This is a genomic window from Streptomyces sp. NPDC051740 (assembly GCF_044453165.1).
In the GTDB taxonomy this organism is placed as follows: domain Bacteria; phylum Actinomycetota; class Actinomycetes; order Streptomycetales; family Streptomycetaceae; genus Streptomyces; species Streptomyces atrovirens.
The window spans coordinates 117,984-143,982 of the sequence record NZ_JBITCL010000001.1 but is presented as its reverse complement, the minus strand read 5'-3'; the positions used below and the strand labels follow the sequence as shown (position 1 = coordinate 143,982).

The following is a 25,999-nucleotide window of genomic DNA, read 5'->3' as shown; positions in this document are numbered from 1 at the left end:
AGGCCCGGGTGCCCTACGGCGCCCGGGTCTCGTCGTACGCCTGCCGGGCGGCGAGGACGTCGGCCATGCGCTTCTCGGTCCACAGCGCCAGGTCGCGCACCTGCTCGGCCGCCTCGCGGCCCAGGCCGGTGAGGGAGTAGTCGACGCGGGGCGGGATGACCGGTTTGGCGTCGCGGTGGACCAGACCGTCGCGCTCCAGGGTCTGGAGGGTCTGGGTGAGCATCTTCTCGCTGACCCTGCCGATCGCCCGGCGCAGTTCGCTGAAGCGGTACGAGCGCTCCAGGAGCTGGATCAGCACCAGCACGCCCCAGCGACTGGTCACATGCTCCAGGACCAGCCGGTGCGGGCACATCTCCTCGCCGTCGGTCCACCGGACACCATCACTTACCGCCATGCCAGTACCTTACTTCAAAGTGGGCACTTTCCATTAGTTAGCGTAACTCCTAGGGTGAGTGACATACCCGCACACGCACCCCCACAGGAGTTCCGAACCATGAGCATCGTCGTCACCGGCGCCACCGGGCACCTCGGCCGTCACGTCGTGGACCAGCTGCTGGAGAAGGTCCCGGCCGAGCGGATCACCGCCGTCGTCCGCAGCGCGGAGAAGGCCGCGGACCTCGCCGGGCGCGGGGTGCGGATCGCGGTCGCCGACTACAGCGCCCCCGAGACCTTCGACGGGCTGTTCGCGGCCGGCGACAAGGTCCTGCTGATCTCCGGCAACGAGGTCGGCAAGGACAGGGTGGGTCAGCACCGGGTCGTCATCGACGCCGCCAAGGCCGCCGGTGTCGCCCTGCTCGCCTACACCAGCGCCCCCGGCTCCCTGACCGCCGCGCTCGCCGACGACCACCGCGCCACCGAGGAGGTACTGCTGGGCTCGGGCGTGCCGTACGTGCTGCTGCGCAACGGCTGGTACCACGAGAACTACACCGAGAACCTCGCCCCGGTGCTGGAGCACAACGCCGTCGTGGCCGCCGCCGGTGAGGGCCGGATCTCCTCCGCCTCGCGGGCCGACTACGCGGCCGCCGCCGTGGCCGTGCTCACCGGTGAGGGGCACGAGAACAAGACGTACGAGCTGGGCGGCGACGAGGCGTGGAGCCTCGCCGAGTACGCGGCCGAACTGAGCCGGCGGACCGGCAGGGAGATCGCCTACAACCAGGTCACGCCCGAGGCGCTCACCGGCATCCTGGCAGGCGCCGGGGTGCCCGAGCCGATGGCCGCGGTCCTCGCGGGCGTGGACGTCTCGATCGAGAAGGGGGAACTGGTCGTCGACAGCGGCGATCTGTCCCGGCTGGCCGGCCGCCCGACCACCCCGCTCGCCGAGGTCGTCGCCGCCGCGCTCGAGGGCTGACCCGGAGGGCCACCGCCCCCGCACCCCCGCGCGTCATGACCGTATGCCGGTACGGGCATGACACGCGGGGGTGTCCGGCGTTACCGTCGTCCGGCGAGCACCGCGCGCGCGTGCGCGGGCATCGCGGGAGACAGGACACGCGTCGGACACGAAGGAGGGGCCCGTGACCGGGAAGTCGGCCGCAGAGCGGCGCGTAGGACTGCTGAACGGCTTCGCGGCGTACGGGATGTGGGGGCTCGTCCCGCTGTTCTGGCCCCTGCTCAAGCCCGCCGGGGCGGTGGAGATCCTGGCCCACCGAATGGTGTGGTCACTGTTCTTCGTGGCCGCCGCCCTGCTCTTCATACGCCGCTGGGCCTGGCTCGGCGAGCTGCTGCGGCAGCCGCGCAGGCTGGCGCTGATCACGGTCGCCGCGGCGGTCATCACCGTGAACTGGGGCGTCTACATCTGGTCCGTGAACTCCGGGCACGTCGTCGAGGCCTCCCTCGGCTACTTCATCAACCCGCTGGTCACGATCGCGATGGGCGTGCTGCTGCTGAAGGAGCGCCTGCGGCCCGCGCAGTGGGCGGCGGTCGGGGTGGGCGCCGCGGCGGTGCTCGTCCTCACCGTCGGTTACGGCCAGCCGCCGTGGATCTCGCTCTGCCTCGCCTTCTCCTTCGCCACGTACGGACTGGTGAAGAAGAAGGTCAACCTCGGTGGCGTCGAGTCGCTGGCCGCCGAGACCGCGGTCCAGTTCCTGCCCGCCCTGGGCTACCTGCTGTGGCTGAGCGCCCGGGGCGATTCCACGTTCGCCGCCGAAGGGGCCGGTCACGCCGCGCTGCTCGCCGCCACCGGGATCGTCACCGCGCTCCCCCTGGTCTGCTTCGGCGCCGCCGCGATCCGCGTGCCGCTGTCCACGCTGGGCCTGCTGCAGTACCTGGCGCCGGTCTTCCAGTTCCTGCTCGGGGTCCTCTACTTCAAGGAGGCCATGCCGCCCGAGCGCTGGGCCGGTTTCGCGCTGGTGTGGCTGGCGCTCGTCCTCCTCACCTGGGACGCGCTGCGCACCGCCCGCCGGACCGCCCGCGCGCTCGCCGGGGAGACCGGCGTGCGCGGGAGCAGCGTTCCGGCCGGCGCGGCGGACGCGGCTCCGGCCGCCTCCAGCGCGTCCGCCGCGGCCGAGGCGGGGACGCTGGAGGCCAAGCCGTAGGACAGGGCGTTGTCAGTGCCCGGTCTTATAACTGGTGGCATGACGCAGACACCGACACCGGCCGCCCCCGTGCACTGGAAGGTCGTCATCGACGCGGCCGACCCGCACGCGCAGGCCGACTTCTGGGCCGCCGCCCTCCGGTACGTGGTGGAGGACAACAGCGCGCTCATCGAGAAACTGCTGGCTGCGGGCGCCGTCCCGGCCGAGCTGACCGTCGGGTCCCACGACCGCCGGGCCTGGCGCGACCTGGCTGCGGTACGGCACCCCGACGACCCGTACGACGAGGAGAGCGGCACCGGCCGTGGGCGGCGGCTGCTGTTCCAGCGCGTACCGGAGGAGAAGACGGTCAAGAACCGGCTCCACCTCGACCTGCACCCCGGTGCGGGACGCCGCGAGGAGGAGCTCGCACGGCTGGAGGGGCTCGGCGCGCGGGTGCTGCGGCGGGTGGAGGAGCCTTCCGGGGGATGGCTCCTGATGGCCGACCCGGAAGGCAATGAGTTCTGCCTGCATTAGGGGTTTCGCCCGATGTTCCCCCCGATGCCCTCCTGGGGCGGAGGCTCCTCAGGACCGCTGGGCGCGGGCGCGTCCGGTCAGCCGGCCCATGCGGGCGCGGGCGGACTCCAGCTCCTCGATCTCGTCGGCGGCGGGTCCGTCCTCGGCGGTGAGCCCGGTCCACAGGGTGATCAGCTCGTGCCCGAGCTCCAGTCCGAGCAGCGGGTCGCGCACCGCGCGCCATGCGGTCGCCGCGCTGCGGACGTTGCCGTAGGCGGCCTCCGCGTCCCCCGCGCGGCGGCAGATCACGGCGAGGTCGAGGGAGATCCGGAAGGCGCGCAGCGGCTCACCGGCCAGGTAGGCGACGTACGCGGTGAGTTCGCGCAGCCGCAGCACCTCCGGGTGCTCCGGCCCCAGGGTGTCCGAGGCGTCCGCGACGGTCTCCTCGGCCAGCCGGGCCGCCGTGTCGATCCTGCCCGTCCGGACGGCGTCGTTGACCCGGGCCATGGGTTCGGCGAGCCGGCTCTCGCCGGTGGCGGGGGGTTCGTCACCGAGCACCGCCTCCGCCACGGCGTCGAAACCGCGGGGCGGGGTGGGCTTGGGGTCGGGGTCGAGCACGGGCTCGGGGGGCGGTGCGGTCTCGTGCGCCCGGGGCCGGTCGGTCCCGGGGGCGGGGTGCGGCCTCGCGTCCATGGACGGGGGCGGGCCGAACTCGCCCGTCGGGGGCGCGACCGTGCCGGGCGGCGTGACCTCCGCCGACCCGGGTACGGCCCGCAGCCCGAACGTCGGTACGGCGTCCCGCGGAGCCTCCGGCTCGGGTACGGGGCGCAGCTTGAAGGTGGGGGTGGCGTCCCGTACGGGATCCGGTCCGGACGTCTTTTCAGGCGCCGGCTCGGGTACCGGGCGCAGCAGGTGTGTCGGCCGGTCCGCGTCGGACTCCCGCGCCGGTGCCGTCAGGACCGGCTGCGCCGTGAAGTGGCTGGAGCCGTCCGGGTCGACCCGGAGCGGGACGACGCAGCCGATGCGCTCGTCGCGCACGGTGGCGAGGACGGCGTGCCCGGAGGCGATGGCGATGCGGTGGAGGCGGTTCAGCACCGCCTGCTGGATCTCCTCGCCGGGCCCGGCGATCACCGTCACCCCGCCGACCGACGCCCCGCGCGTGCCCGCCCCGCCCACGGGGACATGGACGTCGATCGGCGCCGCCGCAAGGTTCGCCGCATGTGCGGCCTGCTGCTGTTCCCGCTTCTTCTCGCGGCTGAGTCGAGACATCGTTCCCTCATTCGGGTCGTACACCTACCGTCGAGTCTGTCCGCTCGCCCGCGCTTCTCACGTCACCGCGTTGTCACAGGCTCGTCCCAACGGCCGCCCGCGCGGGTTTCCCGTCCGCCCGGCGGCATGAAGACCGAGCCGGTGAGCAGGAGTGGGGACATGGGACAGGGACCGGAGATCTGGATCCGAGGGCCGGTGGCGGTGCCGGAGGCGGCCCCGCCGGAGCCCGCCCCCGCACGGGCGACGGCCCGGCGCTTCTCCTGGGTCGGCCTGCACGGTGGCGCGGGCGTCTCCACGCTCGCCGCGGTCTACGGCGGTCATGACAGCGGACGTGCCTGGCCCGGCCCCGCCGGTCCGCCGTCGGTGCTGCTCGTCGCCCGGACCCACGCGGCCGGACTGGACGCGGTGCTCCCGGCGGTGGACACGGTCCGGCGCGGCGAGGCACCGCAAGGGCTCGACCTGGACGCCGTGGTCCTGGTGGCGGACGCGCCGGGACGGCTGCCGCGTCCCCTCGCCCACCGGATCCGGCTCGTCGAGTCGGTGATCGACGTGTACCGCGTGCCCTGGGTGAACGAGTGGCGCCTGGGCGACCTGACCGGCCGGCCGCCCCGTGGGACGGAACCGCTGGCCCGCCTGGCGGGCGCGACGCGTTGAGCGGCCGGGAGGACGGCCCCCGTACGTCCGTCTCGGCCGAGGGGATCGCCTCCGCCGTGCGCGGGCGTCGGCTGCGGGCCGTGGACGTGGTCGCGGAGGCGCTGGAACGGATCGGGCGGGCCGATCCGGAACTGTGCGCGTTCCTCGAGGTGTGGGGCGAGGAGGCGCTGCGGCGGGCGGACGAGGTGGACACGCGGGTCGCCGCCGGTGAGCGGCTGCCGCTGGCCGGGGTGCCGGTCGCGGTCAAGGGACGGCACGGGCTGCGTGCGGCGAAGCCGCTGCTCGCGGCCGGTGGTGTCGCCGTGGGTGCCACGTCGGTGCCCGGTCCGGGAACGCCCTGGCAGACCTGGGGGCTCGGGGCGCACGGCCGTACCGTCAATCCGTGGCGGGCGGACCGTACGCCGGGCGGCTCCTCGGCCGGGGCGGCGGTGGCGGTGGCGGCCGGGCTGGTGCCGCTGGCGACGGGCGGCGACGGCGCGGGCTCGGTGCGGATCCCGGCGGCGTGGTGCGGGGTCGTCGGGCTGAAGGTCACGAACGGCCGTCTCCCCTCGGCCGACCGTACGGGCCTCGCGGCGCCCGGGGTCCTCACCCGCACGGCCTCGGACGCGGCGGCCTGGTGGCGGGTGGTGTCGGGGCGGTCCATCGCCGACGAGACCCCGGCTCCCCTTCCCGTCCCGGCCTGCTGGTCCCCCGGCCTCGGCTTCGCCGGCCCCGACCCGGAACCCGTCGCCCTGGCCCGTACGGCGGTCGACCGGCTGGCCGACACCGGGCTCGTACGGCTCGTACGGCCCTCGTCACCGCCGGAGCTCCTCGATCCCGCCCCGGCCTGGCTCGCCCTGCGCACCCCCGGTGCCGACCCCGCCGGCGCCCACCGGATCCGGGCGGAGAACGACCGGCGCCTGAGCACCCTCTTCGCCCGTGCCGACCTGCTGCTCACCCCCACGGCGCCCACCGCACCGCACGGTCACGACGGCCCCGGCGAGGTCTACTCGACCGCGCTCACCTGGGCGTTCAACGTCAGCGGGCACCCCGCGCTGAGCCTCCCGGCCGGGTTCGGCGCCGACGGCTGCCCGGCGGGGCTCCAGCTGGTGGCACCGCGCGGGCGGGAGGACCTGCTGCTCGCGGTGGCGCGGGAGGCGGAGCGGCGCGGGGTCATCACCACCGGCTGAGCAGCCCGTGGAGCCATGCCGTCCCTTCCGGCATGCCGCCCCTTTGACATATAGATGCACACACATATGATGCAGATGCCTGTAATTGATGCACGCCGAGCATCTGGGGATGATCATGACTCGTCGTTTCCTCTTCGTCCTGGGCAGCGCCCGCCCCGACGGCAACACCGAACTGCTGGCCCGCCGGGCCGCCGAACAGCTGCCCCCGGACGTGGAGCAGCGGTGGATCGACCTCGCCGCCCGTCCCCTGCCCGACTTCGAGGACCTGCGCCACGACAGCGACCACGTCCGCCCCACCGAGGGCCCGGTGGCGCACCTGCTGGACGCCACCCTCGCGGCGACGGACATCGTGATCGCCTCACCGCTGTACTGGTACTCGGTCTCCGCCCAGACCAAGCGCTACCTGGACCACTGGTCGGGCTGGCTGCGCACCCCGGGGCTGGACTTCAAGGCGACCCTGGCGGGGCGCACCCTGTGGGGCGTCACCGCGCTCGCGCACGAGGAGCCGGAGGTCGCCGACCCACTGGTCGGCACCCTGAACAACTCGGCCGCGTACATGGGGATGCGCTTCGGCGGGGTGCTGCTCGGCAACGGCAGCAAGCCGGGCGACGTGCTCAAGGACACGGAGGCCCTCGCGCGCGCCAAGACGTTCTTCGCCCGGGAGGCGCCCCTCGCCCGCTTCCCGTACGAGGCCGGCTGACACCGGCACCGCCTCACCGGCCGAGCTGTTCCTCGGCCACGCCGGTGGTCCGCAGGACGGGGTACGCCCGTGAGGTGCCCATGGCCCGAACCGTCACACGCCCCGGCCGGCCCCCGCCACCGCATTTCCTACGCGTTGATGTCCTTCGCCGTGAACCTCGCCCACGCCGCCGAGCCGAACACGGCCGTGTAGAGGGCCTGGAGGCCGAGGTTCCTCATCAGGTCGTCCCAGTAGACCGGTTCGCGCATCAGGTCGGCGAAGGACAGCCAGTAGTGGGAGAAGAGGTAGGGGTGCAGGGCGTGCAGCTGGGGGATCTGGTCGACGATCTGGACCGTGATCAGCAGCCCGACCGTGGTCGCCATCGCCGCGATGCCGCTGTTGGTCAGCGTCGAGACGAACAGGCCGAGCGCCGCCACCCCGATCAGTGACACGGCGACGACCAGGGCGATCAGCAGCGCTCTGGCCAGCCCCTCGGAGAAGCTGATCCGGGTGCCCGAGATGGTCGTGAGGTCGCCCAGCGGGAACAGCAGCGCGCCGGTGATCAGCGCCGAGACGGCGACCACGAGGGTGGCGACCAGACAGAAGGCCATGACCGTCGCGTACTTGGTGAGCAGCAGGCGGGTCCGCCCGGCGGGGGCGACCAGGAGGTAGCGCAGGGTGCCGGCGTTCGCCTCGCCGGCGACGGCGTCGCCCGCGACGACCCCGATCGCCATGGGCAGGAAGAACGGCAGGGTGGCGGCGAGCGCGGTGAAGACCAGGAACAGGCCGTTGTTGGTGATCTGCGAGATGAACGCCGGTCCTCCCCCGCCGCCCCCGCCACCGGCCGACGAGCCGTCGCCGGTCTCGATCCGTACGGCGATGCCGACCAGGACCGGTACGGCGGCCAGCACCCCGAGCAGGGCGAGGGTGCGCCAGCGCCGGAAGGTGGTGAGCAGCTCGCTGCGGAACAGTCCGAGGGTCCACAGCGGGTTCACCTCACGCACCGCTTCAGCCCGCGACATCGAATCCCTCCCCGGTCAGCGCCACGAACGCGTCCTCCAGCGAGGCCCGTTCGACCCCGAAGCCGCGTACCCGGACGTCTGCCGTCACCAGCGCCGCGTTCACCTCGGCGAGGTCGCGCTCGGGTACCTCGCCGGTGACCTGCTCCCCGGCCACGACGACATCGGCGACCCCCTGCTCCTTGAGCACCCGGGCGGCGTCCGCCGGGTCGGGTGTGGTCACCACCAGCCGGCCCCGGGCGCCCGCGGCCAGGTCGGCGACCGGGCCCTGGGTGATCAGCCGGCCCCGGGCCATCACGGCGGCGTGCGTGCACACCTGCTCGATCTCGTCGAGGAGGTGGGAGGAGAGGAAGACGGTGGTGCCGTCCGAGGCCAGTTCGCGCACCAGTGTGCGGATCTCCCGCATGCCCTGCGGATCGAGGCCGTTGGTGGGCTCGTCCAGGACGAGCAGCCGGCGCGGCTGGAGCAGGGCGGCCGCGAGGCCGAGGCGCTGCTTCATGCCGAGGGAGTACGCCTTCGCCTTCTTGCCGGCGGCGGCCGCGAGGCCCACCCGGTCCAGTGCGGCGGCGACGCGGGCACGCCGGGTGCGCGGGTCGGCGGTCGGGTCGGCGGCGTCGTAGCGCAGGAGGTTGTCGCGGCCGGAGAGGAAGCCGTACAGGGCCGGGCCCTCGATGAGGGCGCCGACGTGGGGCAGCACGGCGCGCGCGGAGCGCGGCATGGGGCGCCCCAGGACGTGCGCCGTGCCGGAGGTCGGCTCGATCAGGCCCATCAGCATGCGGATGGTGGTGGTCTTGCCGGAGCCGTTGGGGCCGAGGAAGCCGAAGACGCTGCCCGCCGGGACGGTCAGGTGCAGACCGTCGACGGCGAGCTGTCCGCCGCGGTAGCGCTTGGTGAGCGCGCGGGTGGTGATGACTCCCCCACCCGCGTGCACCCCGTCCGGCTCGCCGGCGGACGCCTCGCCCATCGCTCCCTCGTTCCCTGTCGCGTCGTAAGGTCCCGGGGCCTTACTTCCCCGCGTCGGCCGCCTTCACGAGCGCGTCCTTGGTGACGGTGCCCACGTAGACCTTGCCGTCCTCGGTGATCAGGGCGTTCACCAGGCGGGTGCTGAACACCGTGCCGGTGCCGAACCCGCCCTTGACCTGGTCGCCGAGCGAGCCGATGAAGCCGTCGAGGTCACCGCCGGTCCCGCCGGTGGGCAGGTCGGTGGGCAGGCCGCCCTCGCCACCGGTGTCGAAGGTGGCGACGGTGTTCCAGCCCTCGCCGAGCATCTTCAGCCCGTCGAGGCCCTTGGCCAGGTCCTCCTCGGACTTCGGGGCGTTCTCCGGCTTCCCTGAGTGCTCCCGGCCCCGGTCGAGTTCGCCGTCCTCGGTCACCTCGGCGCCCTTGGGCGGGGTGAAGTCGAACGTCGAGGCGGCCGGCTTGTCGAAGCTCACCTTGGTGAAGCCGACGTCCACGACGGCCGCGCCGCCGCTCGACGGGGTGAGCGTGAACTTCAGCGGCACACCGGTCTCGTGGTCGACCGCGATGCTGATCGCGCCGACCGTGGAACCGGACTGCCTGGGCTTGACGACCAGCTTGTACGCGTCCCGGCCGGCCACCTGGGCGGTGCCGTCGACGGTCACGGACGTGGTGTCGTCGACCGCCTTCAGCGCCTCTTCGGCGAAGTCCTCCGGGGTGGCCGGGGGCTGCTGCCCCCGGTCCTCGCCGGAGGCGTCGACGGTGCTGTGGTAGACCTCGTTGGAGCCGCTGTCGTAGCCCCAGACGTCCTTGCCGTTGTGGATCAGGCTGTACTCGGCGGCGTTCTCCAGGAGCGACACCTTCTGCCGGTCCGGGCCGTCGGCCGCGATCCGCAGGGTGTGCGTGCCGGAGGCCAGTTCGGTGAGCCTGGTGGACGGGTCGGCCGAGGAGCCGCCGTCCTCGCCCTGCCCCATGGCGCCGGACGTGAGGCTGTTCTCCAGGCCGCCGAGGTCCGGCAGACCGAGGTCCGTGGTGATCTTCACGGTGCCGGACAGCTGCTCCACGTCCGACTGCGCGATCCTCTCCAGGAGCTGCGCGGCGGTGATCTCCGGCAGGTCGGGGTCGCCTGAGCTGGCGATCGCGGGGACGAGCCCGATGGTCGCGGCCGCCACCCCCATCACCGTGACCGGGACGACGTACCGCGCGGCCCTGCGCCGCCTCGTGCGCGGCTCGTCGGCCTCCCGCGCGGTCGTCATGTCGTCGGATTCGTACGGTGCCATGTGTGCCCTACCTCCGTGGTCGGCGGCGGCTTGTCGTCTCGTGACCTCGCACCGGTCTCACCCCGAGCCGCCATTCTCACCCGAATCGGTGAGAAGTGGTGTTGTCCGTCGTGGTCCATCTGACCAAATCCGGCAGGCGGATTCGTCAGACCCCGGACGCAACTCCACGTACTGCTGGGGTATGACACGGAGGGCGGTTTCCTCCCCCGCCCCGTAGGGGTCGGGGGGAGTCCGGGCCGGCTCAGCCCGCGCGGTGCACCACCGCGTCGCACAGTTGCACGAGTGCCGTCCTCGCCTCGCACTCCCGCAGCGGGGCGAGCGCCGCGCGCGCCTCCTCGGCGTAGCGCACGGTGTCCCGGCGGGCCTGCTCCAGCGCGGGGTGGGCGCGCAGCAGCCGCAGCGCCTCGGCGTGCCGGGCGTCGTCGGTGAGGTCGGAGTCGAGCAGCTCGCACAGGGCGATGTCGTCGGCGAGCCCGAGCCGGGCCGCCCGTTCGCGCAGCCGCAGCACGGGCAGGGTGGCGATGCCCTCGCGCAGGTCGGTACCGGGGGTCTTGCCGGACTCGTGGGAGTCGGAGGCGATGTCCAGGACGTCGTCGGCGAGCTGGAAGGCGACGCCGAGCCGCTCGCCGTACTGGGTCAGCACGTCCACGACCGTCTCGTCGGCGCCGGACATCATCGCGCCGAACCGGCAGGCGACGGCGACCAGCGAGCCGGTCTTGCCGCCGAGCACGTCCAGGTAGTGGTCGACCGGGTCGCGGCCGTCCTGCGGTCCCGCGGTCTCCAGGATCTGCCCGGTGACCAGCCGCTCGAACGCCTCGGCCTGCACCCGCACGGCCTCGGGACCGAGGTCGGCCAGGATGTGCGAGGCCCGCGCGAAGAGGAAGTCGCCGGTGAGGACCGCGACGGAGTTGCCCCAGCGGGCGTTCGCGCTGTCGACGCCGCGCCGCACCTCGGCCTCGTCCATCACGTCGTCGTGGTACAGCGTGGCCAGATGGGTGAGCTCCACGACCACGGCCGAGGGCACGACGCCGGGCGCGTAGGGGTCGCCGAACTGGGCGGCGAGCATCACGAGCAGCGGACGGAACCGCTTGCCGCCGGCCCGCACCAGGTGCTGGGCGGCTCCCGTGATGAAGGGGACCTCACTCTTGGTGGCCTCGAGCAGCCCTTCCTCGACAGCCGTCATTCCGGCCTGGACATCGGCTTCCAGAGCCTGGTCCCGCACGCTCAGCCCGAACGGCCCGACGACGGTCACGAGGGGTCTCCTGTCTGCTGGTGTCCACTGGCGGTTACACGGAATGTCGATAGGTCGCTGCCATCACTCAAGTCAGCGTATCCGGTCATGTTTCGATCACCGCCAGCGCCCGGCGTTACGGGCAGGGCGGTACGGGATCAGGAACGGAGTGCTTTTGATCGGTTGATAACAACGGACATTCTTCGGCTTTCCCGGACGTAGCAATCCACTCCTCGACCCGGCTCCGGACCCGCCTGCCGGGCCCCGCCTCGCCACGCGAACCATCCTGCCCGCCCCGGCGTCCGATTTGCCGCAAATGAAGAGCTAATTCACCTTGGCGAAAAATGCGCTCACAGGTAATCCCCAGTGAAGTGGGTCACGCGCGACCCGGCGCCCCCATCGCCCGTCGCCACTCGCCTTTCGCCTTTCCCCGGCGCCGAGTTGACCCTTGGCAGCAGCAAAGGATCAAGCGTCCCAAAACCCCCATCACAAGATCAAACGGCACCTTCTGTGATGCCCGCGCTTGTTCCCGACATGTGCTCTCGCATACGTTCCGGGCCTGCCGGGTGGACGCCTAATCCTGCCGCCGCCCGCATCACACCCGACGACGAACTCGAGACGGCAGGAGTGGGGGACCCAGGTAAGCCGCCGCACCGGACTTCGCACCGGGACGGCTAGGGGTGAAGCCATGCCCGCAGGGGCACGGCCGGGCACTCTCCCGCCCGAACCCGACAGCTCACCTCGCAGGCGTAGGAGAGGAACCCAGACATGCCTGCTTTCGGTCAGCTCAACCGCTTCGGCAACCGCCGCCTCGCCCGTTCCCTCGCCGTCGCCGGCGCCGGCGTCGCCGTGGTCGCCCTGCCGCTGTTCGGCGCGACCGGCGCCTCCGCGGCCACCACCGAGCCGACGGCGCCGACGACCGCCGCCTCCGTGACGGCGTACCCGGACAACCTCGACGGCTGGATCCGCGAGTCGCTGGACATCATGGCGCAGCAGGGCATCCCGGGCAGCTACGACGCCATCCACCGCAACATCATGCGCGAGTCCTCCGGCAACCCGTACGCCATCAACAACTGGGACTCCAACGCCGCCGCCGGCACCCCGTCGAAGGGCCTGCTGCAGGTCATCGACCCGACCTTCGCGGCCTACCACGTGCCCGGCACCGCCTTCGACCCGTACGACCCGGTCGCGAACATCACGGCGGCCTGCAACTACGCGGCCGACCGCTACGGCTCCATCGACAACGTCTTCGGCGCGTACTGAGCCACCCGCTGACGGGCGAGCGTCATCGCCCCGCCGAACAGTCGCTCGAGGACGACGGCCACGCCGTCGTCCTCGTTCGACGTGGTGACCTCGTCCGCCACCGCCTTCAGTTCGGGATGCGCGTTGGCCATGGCGACGCCGTGGGCCGCCCAGGCGAACATGGGGACGTCGTTCGGCATGTCGCCGAAGGCGATCGTCCGCGCCGGGCTCACCCCCAGGTGCTCGGCGGCCAGCGCCAGCCCGGTCGCCTTGGTCACCCCGCACGGCTGGAGCTCCACGGTGCCCGGCCCCGACATGGTGACCGTGGCCAGTGACCCGACCACCGACCGGGCCGCCGCCGCCAACGCGTCGTCGGACAGGTCCGGATGGCGCAGCAGCACCTTGCTGATCGGCCGGTCCCACAGCTCGGCCCGCCGCTCGACCCGCACCGCGGGCAGGGTCGGGTGCGGCATCAGATAGCCGGGCTCGATCAGCGTCAGCCCGTCGGCCCCGTCCTGGTCGACCGCGGCGTACACCTCCCCCACCTCGGCCTCGATCTTGCCGAGCGCGGTCTCCGCCAGTTCCCGGTCCAGCGTGACGGACCACAGCAGCCGGTGCGCGCCGGCGTCGTACACCTGCGCGCCCTGTCCGCACACCGCGAGCCCCGTGCAGCCCAGGTCGTCCAGGAGCGGCCGCACTCTGGGGGCCGGGCGCCCCGTCACCACGAGGTGCCGGGCGCCGGCCCGCTCCGCCCGCGCGAGCGCGGCGAGGGACCGGTCGGAGAGGGTGTCGTCGCCGCGCAGCAGCGTCCCGTCCAGGTCGGTGGCGATGAGTGAGTACGCGGTGGGTGCGGCCATGATCAGAGAATACGGACAAGCCGACGGTCCGATTCACCGTGCCCGTTTGCGCTCGCTTTGAGTGCGGTTCCCTTCTCTCGACTTCTCTCGACGCCGGGTAAGGACCGGTTCAGGTCTCTTTCCCCGTTTGGCAAGAACATGGTCCGCTATCTACCGTCCGCCCGGTCCGGGGCGGTACCTTCCAAGGGTCCAGGGGGGGACTTGATCGGGGGGTCAGGTGAGCAGTGGACGCATGCGTGTGCTGAGGCCCGGGGAGCTCGGCGAGGGGGAGCGGGAGCGCTGGCGGGAACTGCGCGCCGCGACGGACGCACCGCGCAACCCGTTCATGGAACCGGAGTTCAGCGTCGCCGTGGCCCGGGTGCGTCCGCGGGCCCGGGTCGCCGTGCTGTACGAGGGCGCTCAGCCGGTGGGTTTCCTGCCGTACGAGCGGGGTGTGCTGGGGCAGGGCCGGGCGATCGGGCTCGGGGTGTCGGACTGCCAGGGCGCGGTCCTGGGCCCCGGTGTCGCCCTGGAGACGGACGAACTGCTGCGGGGCTGCTCGGTGTCGAGCTTCGCCTTCGACAACCTGGAGGCGGACCAGCGGCTGTTCGTGCCGTACGCGGCCGAGGAGCACGCCACCTACGTCATCGACGTGGAGAAGGGCTACGAGACGTACGAGTCGGTGCTGCGCGCCCAGTCGCCGAAGTTCCTGAAGACCACGCTGGCCAAGGAGCGCAGGCTGGGCCGCCAGGCCGGGACCGTGCGGTTCGTCTTCGACGAGCGCGACCCGGCCGCGCTGCGCGCGCTGGTGGGGTGGAAGTCGGCGCAGTACCGCAGGACCGGGCGGCGCGACCGGTTCGCACAGGAGTGGATCGCCCGGCTCGTGGGCCGGCTCGCCGAGACCCGCGCCGCCCAGTGCACGGGCACGCTGTCGGTCCTGTACGCCGGGGACCGCCCCGTCGCCGCGCACTTCGGGCTGCGCTCGGCGTCCGTCCTGGCCTGCTGGTTCCCGGCGTACGACCCGGAGTTCGCGAAGTACTCGCCGGGTCTGGTGCTGCATCTGCGGATGGCCGAGACGGCGGCGGCCGAGGGCATCGGCCTGCTCGACATGGGGCGCGGTCCGGCCGAGTACAAGGACTCGCTGAAGACCGGCGAACTCGCCGTCTACGAGGGGGCGGTGACCCGTCCGGGCGTGGGCGCCGCGCTGCACCGGCTGAGCCGCGAGCCCGCGCGCCGCGCGCACGGCTTCGTCCGCGCCCGTCCGCGCCTGGCGGCGCTGGCGGCGCGGACCCTGAAGGGCGCGGCACGGCTGCGCCGGTCGTGAGGAGGGGAGGACGGGTGTCCCGAAGAGCGCGTACGCAGGAGGAGATACGGCGGTTCCTGGCCATCGGCGCGGTGCAGGTCGCCGAGATCGACCTGGACGGTGACGAGGCCGCGCCGAGACCCGGCCCGGGCAGCCCACCGATCACCCACGGTGAGGTGTTCCTGCTGGTCAGACGGGCGGGCCGCCCGGCGGGGACCCTGCTGGCACGGGTACCGGAGGGCGCGGACCCGCGGGCGGTGCTGACGGAGGCCGCCTCCGCGGTGGCGGCGGAGGCCGTGGAGGTGACGGGCGGCGGGGAGCCGCCGTACGCCTCGGTCGTCGTGGCCACCAGGGAGCGGGCCGGACAGCTCGCGCGGGCGCTGGACTCGCTGCTCGCGCAGGAGCACCCGCGGTTCGAGGTGGTCGTCGTCGACAACGCGCCCGTGACCGACGAGACCCGTGAGCTGGTGGAACGCAAGTACGGCGAGCGGGTGCGGTACGTGTGCGAGCCGGTCCCCGGACTCGCCGTCGCGCACAACAGGGGGCTGGCGGCGGCGCGGGGCGAGGTGATCGCGTTCACCGACGACGACGTGGTCGCCGATCCCCGCTGGCTCACCGAACTGACCGCCCCCTTCGCCGCCGACCCCCGGCTCGGCTGCGCCACCGGCCTGATCCTGCCCGCCCGGCTGCGCACCCCGGCCCAGGTCCTGCTGGAGAGCCACGGCGGCTTCGCGAAGGGCTTCACGCCGACGACGTACGACCCCGGCGACCCGCCCCGCGACGAGCCGCTGTTCCCCTTCACCGCGGGTCGCTTCGGCTCCGGCGCGAACATGGCCTTCCGTACGGAGGTGCTGCGTGCCGTCGGCGGCTTCGACCCGGCCACCGGTGCCGGGACACCCGCGCAGGGCGGCGACGACCTGTACGGGTTCGTCCGCGTCCTCGCCCAGGGGCACCGGCTGCGCTACACGCCGTACGCGCTGGTGTGGCACCACCACCGGGAGACCTGGGCCGACCTGGAGACCCAGGCGTACGGCTACGGCGCCGGCCTCACCGCCTACCTCACCGCGCTCCTGGTCAGCCGGCCCGCGCTGTTACCGGCGTTCCTCGCCCGGCTGCCGCGCGGTCTCGCGCACGCCCGCGCGCTGACGGAGGTGCGCGACACGGACGGCGGCGGTGGTGCGCCGGGGGCGCACGACACCCGCACGCACCCCTGGCCACGCCGGCTGTCGCGGCTGCAGCGCAGGGGAATGCTGTACGGGCCGCTCGGATATCTGCGGGCGCGGCGGGCACCGGGGAGGGGGAGGGGATGACCGCGGCCATACCCGTCTTCCTCTACCACGCCGTGATGGACGATCCGCCGGACTGGATCGCCGAGTTCACCGTCACCCCCAAGGAGTTCGCGGCCCACCTCGACGCCGTCGTGGACAGCGGCCGCACACCCGTCACCATCAGCACCCTCGCCGAGCACCTCGCCGGGCGGGCCCCCTTGCCGCCCCGGCCGGTGCTGCTCACCTTCGACGACGGCTTCGCCGACCTGCCCGGCCCCACCGCCGACGCCCTGGCCGGGCGCGCGCTGCCCGCGACCGCGTACCTCACCACCGGCGCCATCGCCCCGGGCGGCAGCAGTCTGCTGCCGCCCGCCCCGATGATGACCCTGGACCGGGCGGTGGAGCTGGAACGTTCCGGCATGGAGATCGGCAGCCACACGGTCACCCACGCCCAGCTCGACACCCTGGCCACCAGGCAGCTGCGCGCCGAACTGCTGGACTCCAAGGCCGTGCTGGAGGACGCCCTCGGCCACCCCGTCCCCCACCTCGCCTATCCGCACGGCTACAACAGCCCCCGGGTGCGCGCCATGGCCGCCCGCGCCGGCTACCGGACGGCGACCGCCGTGCGGCACGCGCTCAGTTCGGAGCGGGACGAGCGCTACCGCATCGCCCGTCTGATCGTCCGGCGCGGCCACACCGTCGCCGATGTCGAGGCCTGGCTGGCGGGCGACGGCGCGCGGATCGCCCCGTACCGGGACGGTCCGAGGACCGTCGGCTGGCGGTGGTACCGCCGGGCCCGCACCGTCCTGCGCGGCCGGCCCGTGTTCGCAGGCTGAGGAGGGACGGGCGGACGTGACGGCGGGACGGGTCGCGCGGGAGGTATCGGACAGCTGCCGCTTCGCAGGCGAGTCAGACGTTTTTGGTGTGAAAAGCAGAGGTAATTCCTATACTCGTCGCGGGGGAGGGGAGTCTCGGCGTGCCACGACATGTGCCCGTACCGACCACTGAGAGCAGCGCGCTGCCCAGCCCCGAGCCGGCCACCGGCCCGACGGAACCGGGAGGGAACTCCGGCGGTGGCCGCAGATCCTGGCCGGTCCCGAGCGGTCCGCCCGACGCCGGGCTGCTGACGCTGCTGCTCGCCGCCGGACTGTGGTTCTACGCACTGCCCCGCATCGGCTTCCGGGAGATGGGCGACTACGGCCTGCTGGACCGCCTCCCGGCCTCCTACTACCTGTCGCTGCTGGTCCTCACCGCCGGCTTCGTCATCGGCCTGCGGCGCGCGGGCACCGCGCCCTGGTGGCCGGCCGCGCACTGCGCCGCGCTGCTGTTCGCGCTCAAGGCGCCACCGGCGATGCTGTACGACGCCGTGCGCTACCCGTGGGCCTCCAAGCACGACGCCGTCGTCGACACCCTGCTCGCCAACGGTGAACTGCGGCCCGGCGCGGCACTGTCGGGCAACATGTCCGCGTACGACCAGTGGCCGGGCTTCTTCACGCTCGACGCCGGGCTGGTGCGCGCCTTCGGCGTGGAGAGCGCCGCCGCGTACGCCAACTGGGCGCCGATCGTCCTCGGCCTGCTGATGATGCCGGTGCTCGTCCTGATCTACCGCACCTTCTGCCAGGACTGGCGGCTGGTGTGGACCGCCGTGTGGATCTTCCAGCTCGCCAACTGGGTGGGCCAGGACTACTTCGCCCCGCAAGGGCTCGCCTACCTGCTGCACCTGGCGGTCATCGCGGTGGTGCTGCGGCACTTCGTACGCCCCGGCTCCGCCGGGCGGCTGCGCGACCGCACCGTCCTCGACCCGGCCGCCGCCGGCGTGCCGGCGCCCACGGGCACCCGGCAGCGCGCGGTCTGCGTGGTGATCCTCGCCCCGCTGATCGCCGCGGTCAACGCCACGCACCAGCTCACCCCGGTGATGCTCTGCATCTGCCTGTTCGCGCTCAGCCTCACCCGCCGCTACCGCAATCACGGGCTGCTGGCCGTCGCCGTGCTGCTGATGCTCACCTGGGACCTGACCATGGGGCGGCCGCTGTTCGTCGAGACGCTGTCCACCCTCAAGGAGTCGATCGGCGAGCTGACGCAGAACTCCCGCGCGGGGTACGCGGGTGAGCTGACCGGGCCCGGACCCGAACTCGCCGGGACCGCCAACGTGCTGATGGTGCTCGCGGTCGCCGCGCTCGCCGGGGCCGCCCTCGTGCTGCGGCGCCGGCTGGTCCGCGGCGCGCTGCCGCTGCTGCTGGTCTCCGCCGCCCCGGTTCCGCTCTTCGCCGTCAACGACTACGGCGGCGAGATGCTGTTCCGCGTCTACCTGTTCGGCCTGCCGGGCGCGGCGTTCTTCGCCGCCGCCGCGCTCGTGCCCGCCGCCGCGGGCACCCGCGGCGGCCGGGCGAGGGTGCTGCGGCGCAAAGCCGCGGCCGTCGCCCTGCCGGCCGTCCTGCTGGTGCTCCTGGCCGGCTTCCTGCCGTCGTACTACGGCAAGGAGAAGATGTACTACACACCGCCCGAGGAGACCGCACTGGTCACCCGGGCCCTCGACAACGCCCCCGACGGCTCGCTGATCCTCTCCACCAGCGGTTCCTTCCCGCAGGCGCTGCACCGGTACGACCGCCTGGAGCACTGGTTCTTCGCCGAGCAGGAACTGCCCGAGAACGAGCGGATGCTGAAGGACCCGGCCCGCTACCTCGCCGACGGGATCCCGCCGGGCACCCGGACGTACGTCGTCCTCACCCGCACCCAGGACATCTACACCGCCGGCGAGGGCCTGCTGCCGGCCGGCGGCTTCGAGACGCTGCGCACGGAGCTCTCCGCCTCACCTCTCTTCCGGACCGTCGAAAGCCATGCGTACGGGGTCGTGCTGGAGTACCGTCCGGCCGCCCGAGGAACGACCACAAGGTGATCGAAGTGACGTCGAAGGCCATCCCATGAGCAGCATCGACTCCTCGCACTCCACCGACTCCGCGGGTTCCTCCGGAACCGGCGCGGCCCGTGGCCTCAGAGGCCCGCGGGTGACCGAGACGCACGTCAGAGTCCTCATAGGCGCCTCGGGCTGGCTCGCGCTGGCCGCCACCGCCGTCCCCGGCCCCTCGCCGCTGCGCTGGATCCCGGTGCTGGTGTTCACCCTGTTCGGTCCGGGCTGGGCGGCGCTGTATCCGCAGCCGGACGGGCCGGCCACCGGCGCCAGGCTGGAGGCCGTCGCGCTCGCCGCGCCGATCAGTCTGTCGCTCGGTGTGCTCACCGCCACCTCGCTGTTCCTGGTGGAGGGGTTCTCGGCGACCTCTTTCCTCGTCTCGCTCGCCGTCTTCACCACGGTCGTCGCGGCCCTGCCGGGGTTGCCGCTGCCCGCGGCCCGGCGCGGCGCGGTGGAGCGCGTCAGGCACAGGCCCGCGGACGGCGGTGGCACATGACGGGGCCGCACCGGCCGCGCGAGCCACGCGAACGGTCCAGGTGGCGCGGGCTGAAGGAGGCGGTGCGCGCGAGGCGCGGTCGCACGGCGGTCGTCCTGGTGACCGTCGCCGCACTGCTGACCGGGCTCGGATTCTGGGCGGGCCGTCCCGATGACATGGGCCCCTCCGGTCGGGGCCTGCCCGGCAACGCGGCCTCCGGCGAGCTGCCCACCGGCCCCTGCGCCCCCACCGGCACACTGGTTCCGCCCTGCGGCGCCTGGTGGGGGGCGTACGTGCCGTACGCGGCGAACGGCTCGCTCAAGGACGCCGTGCTCGGTTTCGAGGAGCGGATCGGCCGCAGGCTCGACCTCGTCTACAACTACCACGACATGTCGGGCACCGAGCTCGACGGGCAGCTGCTCACCCCCGACGAGCAGGAGCTCGGCAGGGACCGGCTGCTCATGCTGGCCTGGGAGTCCACCGTCTGGACCGAGCCGCACCACGAGAACTGGACGGAGACCCAGCTCGGCTGGAAGAACATCGCCTCGGGGAAGTACGACGAGGAGATCATCGACCCGCAGATCCGGCGCCTCAAGGCCTACGGCAAACGGGTCTTCTTCTCCTTCGACCAGGAGACCGACGCCCGCATCAAGGAGGGCGCCGGCACCCCGGCGGAGTTCGTCGCGGCGTACCGCCATCTCCACGACCGGTTCCGTGAACTGGGCGCCGACAACGTCGTGTGGGTGTGGACCGTCTCCGGTTACCTCGGCAGCGCGAAGGAGATGAAGGCCCTCTACCCCGGGGACGAGTACGTCGACTGGATCGCGATGGACCAGTACAACTACTACGGCTGCCACGACACCACCGACTGGAAGGACTTCCTGCGCAGCCAGCGGCCCAGCTACGCATGGCTGCGCGCGAACGTCACCGATGACAAGCCCGTGATGCTCGCGGAGTTCGCCACCGCGCCCGACGCCGACGACCCGGGGCGCCAGCGCGACTGGTACGCCGGGATCCCCGGCGCCGTGAAGAAGCTTCCGGAGGTGAAGGCCCTGGTGCACTGGAACCGGCCGACCTCGGAGAAGCCCGAGTGCGATCTGACCGTCAACGCCGGTCCGGGGCTGGAGGGCTACCGGGAAGCGGGGCGGAACGGGTACTTCCAGCAGCCTGTGCCGCCCCGTTGAGCGGTGCCCGGCCGGTCCGCCCGGCCGTTCAGTGGCCGGGCGGGCCGTTCCGTCCGTCACGGAGCGCGAGCCGCGCCGCCGGCACCGCGCGGCTGAGCAGCAGCAGTCCCAGGAGCGCGACCAGCAGGGACGGCGCGACCGGTGCGAGTGCCTCCCGGAACACCCAGCCGGCCACCCCGACGAGATACAGCACGCCCCAGCGGACCGGCCACGTCAGCCGTCCGCCCGCGCGTGCGAGCAGCAGCCACAGCGGTACGAGGCACAGCGGCTGGAACACCAACGGGGCCCACCGCAGCACGGCGCCGGGTCCGTCGAGCCCCACCGCCTCCGCGAGGGAGCGGGCCGCGTCGGTGTACAGCGCCCCGTCCACCGGCTCGGGCCGCCACCCGAGGGCGACGGGTGCGGTGTGCAGGGCGAGCAGGGCGGAACCCAGCGCGAGACCGGAGAGCCGGGGGACCGGCCGCCCGAACAAGGTCACCGAGGCGACGAAGACGAGGAGCAGCACTCCTCCCGCGGCCGACGCGGACAGCGGGAGGTCTTCCGGTATCCGACGCCCCGTGGGCTCGCCCGCGCCGTCGGACCAAGGGAGCCCGCGCATCGAGAACCAGAAGACGAGGGTCGCGAGCGCGAGCAGGGCCCAGAGAATTCCCGCGATCCGGCGACCGGGATCGGTACCGGCCACCGACGGCCCGACGGAGTCCAGATACCCGGCGGGGCTCGGCGGCCCGGCGGGACTCGATAGCCCAGCAGAGTCCAGCGGCCCAGCAGAGCCCGGCCGCCCAGCAGAGCCCAGCCGCCCGGCGGAGTTCAGCGGCCCGGCGGAGCCCGGCCGCCCAGCGGAGTCCAGATACCCGGCGGGGCTCGGCGGCCCGGCGGGACTCGATAGCCCAGCGGAGCCCAGCGGCCCAGCAGAGCCCGGCCGCCCGGCGGAGTTCAGCGGCCCGGCGGGGCTCGATAGCCCGGCAGGGCTCGGATGTCCGGCCCGCGGCGGGGCGTTGGGGGGCGCCTCGGTGGCCCAGGGCGTGCCGCTCGCCTCCGCCGGTGCCTGCCTCTCCCCCGAGGACACGGCCGGGTGCGCGCGGTTCTCCCCGTCCTCCACCGGGCCCTCGCCCCGGTCCGGCTCCCCCGACGTCTCCCCCCGGATACCGGTCCCCTCGTGAGGCGGCCGGTCCTCGCCGCCGGCGTCGTCCCCCCGCTCGTCCGGGGCCGGCGGCCGCACGATGAACGCCACCGTGTCCGCCTGGAGGGCCTCCCGTTCGTAGCCGGGGCGGCCGGTGAACAGCGTGACGGTCTCCTCGTCGTCCTCCGGGTCCTTGTGCTCGTACGCCGCCCGGCGCGCCCAGTTCGTGCCGTACCCGGCGGTGGCGTTGAGCCGGGCCCAGCGCGTGCCGTAGTCGGGAACGGCGGCGGACCGCTCCACGGGCCCGCCGGTCTTCTCGCGCAGCGCCGCACGCAGCCCGAACACCGAGACGGCCGCGATCAGCGTCATGCTGATCAGCACCGCCCAGCCGGCCCCCGCGATCCCCGCCGGGGTGAACAGCACGGCCGCGCTGCCCAGCACCAGCGTGCACATCGCGCCCTGGAGCGCGGCGAGCACACCGGTGCGCCCCTGCACCCGCAGCACCCCGATGTACAGCTCCACGACCACGCGGGGCAGCGCGCCGAGCGCGAGCAGCCGCAGCACGGTCGAGCCGTGCTCGGCGTAGTCCGCGTCGAACGGCGTGAGGATCCGGGGCGCGAAGACGACCAGCACCGCGACCACCGGCACCAGCAGCAGCGTCATCCTGCGCAGCGCCCCGCGCACGCCGTCGGCGAGCTGACGCGGATCGTGCGAGGCGTGGGCGGTGAGCGACGAGGCCATGTTGATGGCCATGAACTCCATCGTGCCGCCGACGGTGTACGCCACGTAGAAGTAGCCGTTCTCCGCCGCGCTGAAGCGGACCGCGACCATCACCGGCAGCAGATTGATCATGGAGAGGCTGAACAGCGCGCCGAGCGAGTCGCCGGCCAGGAAGCGGCCCATGGAGCGCAGGCCGGGCGGTTCCACGTCGTGGTCGGCGGCGGCCTGGCGCGGGATGAGCCGGCGGAAGATCAGCCAGCCGAGCGGCAGTGTGGAGAACGCGATGGCCACGGCCCAGGACACGAAGATGCCCAGCACGGGCAGTGTGCTCGCGAAGGCGGCCAGCAGGGCCAGTTTCCCGACGGAGAACACCGCGTTCCCGGCCGGTACCCACTCGGCCTTGCGCAGCCCCGTGAGCACGCCGTCCTGGAGGGTGAGCAGCGCCCACGCCACGCACGCCGCGACGAACAGCGCCCCGGCCATCGGGGTGCCGAGGGGTGCGTAGGAGGGGCCCCACTGGTCGAGCGTGAGCAGGAAGACGCCCGCGGCCAGGGTGACGACCACCGAACTCGCCAGGTACACGCCCCACACCAGGCGTCCGGTCTCGCGGCCGGCCCGCGGTACGAAGCGGACCACGGCGCCGATCATCGTGGTCGCGGTGATGCCGGCGAGCAGCCGCATCGCGGCGATCGCGGCGGAGCCCTGGCCGACGGCGTCCTCGGAGTAGTAGCGGGCGGCCACCAGCCAGAACCCCAGGCCGAGGACGGCGGACACGCCCGTGCTGAGCATCAGGAAGTAGGCGTTCTTGAACAGGGAGTCGGAGCCGGACGGGCTCCCGGCGGGCCGGGGCCCGCCGTCGGCGCGCGCCGCGGCGGGCTCGTGCACCTGGGTGTCAGTCACGGGCCGGCCCCGGCCCATCGGCCGGTGTCCCCGGCCGTGTCAGGTCCTCCGGCGGTTCGGCCGGCCGGACACCGGACCGCTCCAGCGCGTCGACGGCCTCCCTCGCCCGCAGCGGGTCGACCGGCAGCGCGTGCCGCGCGAACCAGCGGGCCGCCTCCGGCGCGGGCGACGGGTCCGTGAAGGCCTTCCCCGCGTAGTCGTCGAGGGGCGGGTCGTAGAGGTAGCCGACGACGATCCCGCGCCGGGCCAGTGCCGCGATCGCCGCGTCCCGGTCCGCCACCAGCAGCGGCACCCGGAACAGCGGCTGCGCCCGGCTCCCCTCCCCCGGCCGGGCCCACCGGGTCGACAGCAGCAGTTCGGTGCCGTCCCGGCACGCCTGGAGCACCTCGTCCAGCCGCCCGAGCCTGCGCCGGATCCGCCGCAGCCGCAGCGGTCCTGACCGCAGGCGGTAGGTGTGCATGTCGACGCGGACCCAGGGGTCGTGCGCGGTCAGGTCCGGGGCCGCGCCGACGGCCGCGGCCAGCGCGTCCGGACGCAACGGCATCCTGATCCCGTCGCGCTCCGTCAGCCCCAGCAGTCCCAGCACCGCCCAGGCGGCCCGTCGCAGCCCCAGCCCCCGTACGGCCGCCTCGGCGTAGGGCCTCAGGACATAGGCGAGTTCGGACGCCGCCCGGGGCGGGGCGAGCAACTCGTCGCAGGCGGCCCGCATCGCCTCGGCCAGGCTCGGGTCGGCGAGCGCGAGGATGCCGCCCGCCTGGGCGCCGGCATGTTTGGAGAGGCTGAAGACGGAGGCCTCGCCCCAGGCCCCGACCGGCCGCCCGCCGACCTCGCTGCCGATCGCATGCGCCCCGTCCTCGAGCAGCGGAATGCCCGACGCGTCGCAGCGCGCCCGCAGTTCCGGCGCCGGGTCCGGGTTGCCGTACAGGTTCGTCGTCAGTACGGCGGACAGCGAGCCCCATGTCTCCCCGGGCACGGCGTCGATGTCGACGGTCCCGTCGAACGGGTTCAACGGCGCCTGCACCGGCCTTAGTCCCGCCGCCAGCACCACGAAGAAGATGACGTCGTCGTTGACCGGCGACATCAGCACCCTGCCGCCCGGCGGGCACCAGTGGCGCAACGCCACGAACAGCCCGAACCTGCATGACGGCACGTACACGCATTCCCGGCCGAGCCGGCCGCGCATGGTCTCTTCCAGCCGTTTCGACTGCGATCCCGAGCGCGCCGAGCGCGGGCCGGCCTCCCCGATGGCCATCCGCCCCCCAGTGTGCCTTCGGAAACGCCCCCTCCCCGAGGCCTTCCGGCACCTGCCCAGAGTCGCCCCGTTCGCACCGCTCCGTCAAGATTGCCTCCCGTTCTGTGGATGACTTCCGGTACGCAAGGGGAAGCGGGGTGCGCCACCACGTCGGCTCTGCCCAAGACCGCCGTCCCACCCGTAACGTGTGGCACGGCCACGGACACGTGGAGCACCTGCGCACACGAAAGCGAGGCAGCACCCGATGCCCCCCTTCGATGTCCCCGAGGGCGATCCCTTCGGCCCGCACAACCTGCCGTACGGCGTCTTCTCGCCCCCCGGTTCGTCGGAGCGGACCGTGGGCGTCCGGCTCGGCGACCACGTCCTCGACGCCGGCGCGGCGGCACACGCCCTGGGCTCGCCGTACGCCTCCCTGCTCGCCCGTCCGACCCTCAACCCGCTGCTGGCGGCGGGCCGCACGGCCTGGTCGGACGTGCGGCGGGCGCTCACGGCGTGGGTGACCGTCCCGGCGCACCGGGAGACCGTCGAGCCGCTGTTCCACCCGCTGTCCGAGGTGACCCTGCACCTCCCCTTCGAGGTCGCGGACTACGTCGACTTCTACGCCTCCGAGAACCACGCCCGGAACGTCGGCCGGATCTTCCGCCCCGACGCCGCCGACTCCCTGACCCCCAACTGGAAGCATCTGCCGATCGGCTACCACGGCCGCGCGGGCACGGTCGTGGTGTCCGGCACCGACGTCGTACGCCCCTCGGGTCAGCGCAAGGCGCCCACGGACGCCGCCCCGGTCTTCGGGCCGTCCGTCCGGCTGGACATCGAGGCCGAGGTCGGCTTCGTGGTCGGCGTACCGTCCGAGCTGGGCCGGCCGGTGCCGCTCGGCGACTTCCGGGACCACGTCTTCGGGCTCTGCCTCCTCAACGACTGGTCCGCCCGCGACGTCCAGGCCTGGGAGTACGTCCCCCTCGGCCCGTTCCTCGGCAAGTCCTTCACCACCTCGGTGTCGGCCTGGATCACCCCGCTGGACGCCCTGGACGAGGCCCGCGTCGCACCGCCGGAGCGCACGCACGAGCTGCTGCCCTACCTGGACGACGCGGCCGAGGAACCCGGCGGCTACGACCTGCGGATCACCGTCACCGTCAACGGTCATGTCGTCTCCGAGCCCCCCTTCTCCACCATGTACTGGACGGCCGCCCAGCAGCTCGCCCACATGACCGTCAACGGCGCCTGTCTGCGCACCGGCGACCTGTACGGCTCCGGCACGGTGAGCGGTCCCACCGGGCGGGAACGCGGCTCGCTGCTGGAACTGACCTGGAACGGCCGCGATCCCCTCGAACTCCCCGACGGCAAGCGGACGTTCCTGGAGGACGGTGACGTGGTGACGCTGTCGGCCTGGGCGCCGGGCCCGGACGGCGTCCGGGTGGGCCTCGGCGAGGTCACGGGACGGGTGGTCTCCACGGGCTGACCCGCCCGGCCCTCACCGATCTCCGACGACCCCTGACTCACACCGCCCTTC

At 73.3% G+C, this 25,999-nt stretch carries 23 protein-coding genes and 1 riboswitch; of the genes, 14 read left to right on the top strand and 9 right to left on the bottom strand.

Annotation, left to right across the window (positions count from 1 at the left end; translation table 11 throughout):
• Window positions 1-13: 13 nt before the first annotated feature.
• Window positions 14-394, bottom strand: a complete 381-nt coding sequence (locus ACIA6T_RS00680) for a winged helix-turn-helix transcriptional regulator (RefSeq protein WP_391790362.1) — start codon at window positions 392-394, stop codon at window positions 14-16.
• A 99-nt stretch (window positions 395-493) separates the two neighbouring features.
• Between ACIA6T_RS00680 and ACIA6T_RS00675 the strand changes: the two genes are divergently transcribed.
• The 3 genes from ACIA6T_RS00675 (at window position 494) to ACIA6T_RS00665 (ending at window position 3,044) form a co-directional block, all read left to right on the top strand.
• A complete protein-coding gene (locus ACIA6T_RS00675; RefSeq protein ID WP_399444412.1) occupies window positions 494-1,348 on the top strand; it encodes an SDR family oxidoreductase in 855 nt (284 codons plus the stop codon).
• Between the two features lie 163 nt (window positions 1,349-1,511).
• Complete coding sequence (gene rarD / locus ACIA6T_RS00670; RefSeq protein WP_399444411.1) at window positions 1,512-2,531, top strand: EamA family transporter RarD; 1,020 nt, start codon at window positions 1,512-1,514, stop codon at window positions 2,529-2,531.
• A gap of 39 nt (window positions 2,532-2,570) precedes the next feature.
• Window positions 2,571-3,044 carry a VOC family protein gene (locus ACIA6T_RS00665; RefSeq protein ID WP_399444410.1) on the top strand — a complete coding sequence of 158 codons (474 nt, stop codon included), beginning with the start codon at window positions 2,571-2,573 and terminating at the stop codon, window positions 3,042-3,044.
• 48 nt (window positions 3,045-3,092) lie between these two features.
• Here the strand turns inward: ACIA6T_RS00665 and ACIA6T_RS00660 are convergent, their stop codons facing one another.
• Window positions 3,093-4,292, bottom strand: coding sequence for a tetratricopeptide repeat protein (locus tag ACIA6T_RS00660; protein WP_399444409.1), 1,200 nt, complete (start codon window positions 4,290-4,292; stop codon window positions 3,093-3,095).
• 159 nt (window positions 4,293-4,451) lie between these two features.
• On the opposite strand from ACIA6T_RS00660, the gene ACIA6T_RS00655 reads away from it, so the two are divergent.
• The 3 genes from ACIA6T_RS00655 (at window position 4,452) to ACIA6T_RS00645 (ending at window position 6,815) form a co-directional block, all read left to right on the top strand.
• Window positions 4,452-4,946, top strand: a complete 495-nt coding sequence (locus tag ACIA6T_RS00655) for a DUF6668 family protein (protein WP_399444408.1) — start codon at window positions 4,452-4,454, stop codon at window positions 4,944-4,946.
• Window positions 4,943-6,115, top strand: coding sequence for an amidase (locus ACIA6T_RS00650; RefSeq protein ID WP_399444407.1), 1,173 nt, complete (start codon window positions 4,943-4,945; stop codon window positions 6,113-6,115). The genes ACIA6T_RS00655 and ACIA6T_RS00650 overlap by 4 nt, the downstream gene beginning before the upstream one ends.
• A gap of 115 nt (window positions 6,116-6,230) precedes the next feature.
• The gene (locus tag ACIA6T_RS00645; protein ID WP_399444801.1) at window positions 6,231-6,815 is read left to right on the top strand and encodes a flavodoxin family protein; all 585 of its coding nucleotides are present in this window, start codon (window positions 6,231-6,233) and stop codon (window positions 6,813-6,815) included.
• Between the two features lie 128 nt (window positions 6,816-6,943).
• Here the strand turns inward: ACIA6T_RS00645 and ACIA6T_RS00640 are convergent, their stop codons facing one another.
• The 4 genes from ACIA6T_RS00640 to ACIA6T_RS00625 all read right to left on the bottom strand — a co-directional run bounded on the left by ACIA6T_RS00640 (window position 6,944) and on the right by ACIA6T_RS00625 (window position 11,302).
• A complete protein-coding gene (locus tag ACIA6T_RS00640) occupies window positions 6,944-7,816 on the bottom strand; it encodes an ABC transporter permease (RefSeq protein WP_399444406.1) in 873 nt (290 codons plus the stop codon).
• Window positions 7,803-8,777: an ABC transporter ATP-binding protein gene (locus tag ACIA6T_RS00635; RefSeq protein WP_399444404.1), complete on the bottom strand. Its 975-nt coding sequence runs from the start codon at window positions 8,775-8,777 to the stop codon at window positions 7,803-7,805. Before ACIA6T_RS00635 ends, ACIA6T_RS00640 begins: the two co-directional genes overlap by 14 nt.
• Before the next feature lie 40 nt (window positions 8,778-8,817).
• Window positions 8,818-10,050, bottom strand: a complete 1,233-nt coding sequence (locus ACIA6T_RS00630) for an outer membrane lipoprotein carrier protein LolA (protein WP_399444403.1) — start codon at window positions 10,048-10,050, stop codon at window positions 8,818-8,820.
• 241 nt (window positions 10,051-10,291) lie between these two features.
• The gene (locus ACIA6T_RS00625; RefSeq protein WP_385045644.1) at window positions 10,292-11,302 is read right to left on the bottom strand and encodes a polyprenyl synthetase family protein; all 1,011 of its coding nucleotides are present in this window, start codon (window positions 11,300-11,302) and stop codon (window positions 10,292-10,294) included.
• Between the two features lie 574 nt (window positions 11,303-11,876).
• A riboswitch (cyclic di-AMP (ydaO/yuaA leader) is annotated at window positions 11,877-12,044 on the top strand.
• Window positions 12,045-12,049: 5 nt separating this feature from the next.
• On the opposite strand from ACIA6T_RS00625, the gene ACIA6T_RS00620 reads away from it, so the two are divergent.
• Entirely contained in the window at window positions 12,050-12,544 is a 495-nt protein-coding gene (locus tag ACIA6T_RS00620) for a transglycosylase SLT domain-containing protein (protein ID WP_399444402.1), read from the top strand.
• Here ACIA6T_RS00620 and ACIA6T_RS00615 read toward each other — a convergent pair.
• The gene (locus ACIA6T_RS00615) at window positions 12,508-13,380 is read right to left on the bottom strand and encodes an HAD family hydrolase (RefSeq protein ID WP_399444401.1); all 873 of its coding nucleotides are present in this window, start codon (window positions 13,378-13,380) and stop codon (window positions 12,508-12,510) included. The genes ACIA6T_RS00620 and ACIA6T_RS00615 overlap by 37 nt on opposite strands.
• Before the next feature lie 232 nt (window positions 13,381-13,612).
• Here ACIA6T_RS00615 and ACIA6T_RS00610 point away from each other — a divergent pair, with 232 nt between their 5' ends.
• From ACIA6T_RS00610 to ACIA6T_RS00585, 6 genes are all read left to right on the top strand, one after another.
• Entirely contained in the window at window positions 13,613-14,683 is a 1,071-nt protein-coding gene (locus tag ACIA6T_RS00610; RefSeq protein ID WP_399444400.1) for a GNAT family N-acetyltransferase, read from the top strand.
• Window positions 14,684-14,697: 14 nt separating this feature from the next.
• Window positions 14,698-15,972 carry a glycosyltransferase gene (locus ACIA6T_RS00605; RefSeq protein ID WP_399444397.1) on the top strand — a complete coding sequence of 425 codons (1,275 nt, stop codon included), beginning with the start codon at window positions 14,698-14,700 and terminating at the stop codon, window positions 15,970-15,972.
• Entirely contained in the window at window positions 15,969-16,766 is a 798-nt protein-coding gene (locus ACIA6T_RS00600; protein WP_399444396.1) for a polysaccharide deacetylase family protein, read from the top strand. Before ACIA6T_RS00605 ends, ACIA6T_RS00600 begins: the two co-directional genes overlap by 4 nt.
• A gap of 140 nt (window positions 16,767-16,906) precedes the next feature.
• A complete protein-coding gene (locus ACIA6T_RS00595) occupies window positions 16,907-18,826 on the top strand; it encodes a hypothetical protein (protein WP_399444394.1) in 1,920 nt (639 codons plus the stop codon).
• Window positions 18,827-18,851: 25 nt separating this feature from the next.
• On the top strand, window positions 18,852-19,334 hold the full coding sequence (locus ACIA6T_RS00590) for a hypothetical protein (protein ID WP_399444393.1): 483 nt from the start codon (window positions 18,852-18,854) through the stop codon (window positions 19,332-19,334).
• A gap of 155 nt (window positions 19,335-19,489) precedes the next feature.
• Window positions 19,490-20,497, top strand: coding sequence for a glycoside hydrolase family 26 protein (locus tag ACIA6T_RS00585; RefSeq protein WP_399444800.1), 1,008 nt, complete (start codon window positions 19,490-19,492; stop codon window positions 20,495-20,497).
• A 28-nt stretch (window positions 20,498-20,525) separates the two neighbouring features.
• Here the strand turns inward: ACIA6T_RS00585 and ACIA6T_RS00580 are convergent, their stop codons facing one another.
• Complete coding sequence (locus ACIA6T_RS00580) at window positions 20,526-23,237, bottom strand: lipopolysaccharide biosynthesis protein (protein WP_399444392.1); 2,712 nt, start codon at window positions 23,235-23,237, stop codon at window positions 20,526-20,528.
• Window positions 23,230-24,489 carry a DegT/DnrJ/EryC1/StrS family aminotransferase gene (locus tag ACIA6T_RS00575; protein ID WP_399444391.1) on the bottom strand — a complete coding sequence of 420 codons (1,260 nt, stop codon included), beginning with the start codon at window positions 24,487-24,489 and terminating at the stop codon, window positions 23,230-23,232. The genes ACIA6T_RS00580 and ACIA6T_RS00575 overlap by 8 nt, the downstream gene beginning before the upstream one ends.
• A gap of 244 nt (window positions 24,490-24,733) precedes the next feature.
• Here ACIA6T_RS00575 and fahA point away from each other — a divergent pair, with 244 nt between their 5' ends.
• Window positions 24,734-25,948, top strand: coding sequence for a fumarylacetoacetase (fahA, locus tag ACIA6T_RS00570; protein ID WP_399444390.1), 1,215 nt, complete (start codon window positions 24,734-24,736; stop codon window positions 25,946-25,948).
• Window positions 25,949-25,999 lie beyond the last annotated feature (51 nt).

Excerpts from the sequence above, each read along its gene's own strand:
- ACIA6T_RS00680 (WP_391790362.1), bottom strand. The coding sequence starts at position 394 with ATGGCGGTAAGTGATGGTGTCCGGTGGACCGACGGCGAGGAGATGTGC.
- ACIA6T_RS00675 (WP_399444412.1), top strand. The coding sequence starts at position 494 with ATGAGCATCGTCGTCACCGGCGCCACCGGGCACCTCGGCCGTCACGTC.
- ACIA6T_RS00665 (WP_399444410.1), top strand. The coding sequence starts at position 2,571 with ATGACGCAGACACCGACACCGGCCGCCCCCGTGCACTGGAAGGTCGTC.
- ACIA6T_RS00660 (WP_399444409.1), bottom strand. The coding sequence starts at position 4,292 with ATGTCTCGACTCAGCCGCGAGAAGAAGCGGGAACAGCAGCAGGCCGCA.
- ACIA6T_RS00655 (WP_399444408.1), top strand. The coding sequence starts at position 4,452 with ATGGGACAGGGACCGGAGATCTGGATCCGAGGGCCGGTGGCGGTGCCG.
- ACIA6T_RS00645 (WP_399444801.1), top strand. The coding sequence starts at position 6,231 with ATGACTCGTCGTTTCCTCTTCGTCCTGGGCAGCGCCCGCCCCGACGGC.
- ACIA6T_RS00640 (WP_399444406.1), bottom strand. The coding sequence starts at position 7,816 with ATGTCGCGGGCTGAAGCGGTGCGTGAGGTGAACCCGCTGTGGACCCTC.
- ACIA6T_RS00635 (WP_399444404.1), bottom strand. The coding sequence starts at position 8,777 with ATGGGCGAGGCGTCCGCCGGCGAGCCGGACGGGGTGCACGCGGGTGGG.
- ACIA6T_RS00630 (WP_399444403.1), bottom strand. The coding sequence starts at position 10,050 with ATGGCACCGTACGAATCCGACGACATGACGACCGCGCGGGAGGCCGAC.
- ACIA6T_RS00620 (WP_399444402.1), top strand. The coding sequence starts at position 12,050 with ATGCCTGCTTTCGGTCAGCTCAACCGCTTCGGCAACCGCCGCCTCGCC.
- ACIA6T_RS00615 (WP_399444401.1), bottom strand. The coding sequence starts at position 13,380 with ATGGCCGCACCCACCGCGTACTCACTCATCGCCACCGACCTGGACGGG.
- ACIA6T_RS00610 (WP_399444400.1), top strand. The coding sequence starts at position 13,613 with ATGCGTGTGCTGAGGCCCGGGGAGCTCGGCGAGGGGGAGCGGGAGCGC.
- ACIA6T_RS00600 (WP_399444396.1), top strand. The coding sequence starts at position 15,969 with ATGACCGCGGCCATACCCGTCTTCCTCTACCACGCCGTGATGGACGAT.
- ACIA6T_RS00590 (WP_399444393.1), top strand. The coding sequence starts at position 18,852 with ATGAGCAGCATCGACTCCTCGCACTCCACCGACTCCGCGGGTTCCTCC.
- ACIA6T_RS00585 (WP_399444800.1), top strand. The coding sequence starts at position 19,490 with ATGGGCCCCTCCGGTCGGGGCCTGCCCGGCAACGCGGCCTCCGGCGAG.
- ACIA6T_RS00575 (WP_399444391.1), bottom strand. The coding sequence starts at position 24,489 with ATGGCCATCGGGGAGGCCGGCCCGCGCTCGGCGCGCTCGGGATCGCAG.
- fahA (WP_399444390.1), top strand. The coding sequence starts at position 24,734 with ATGCCCCCCTTCGATGTCCCCGAGGGCGATCCCTTCGGCCCGCACAAC.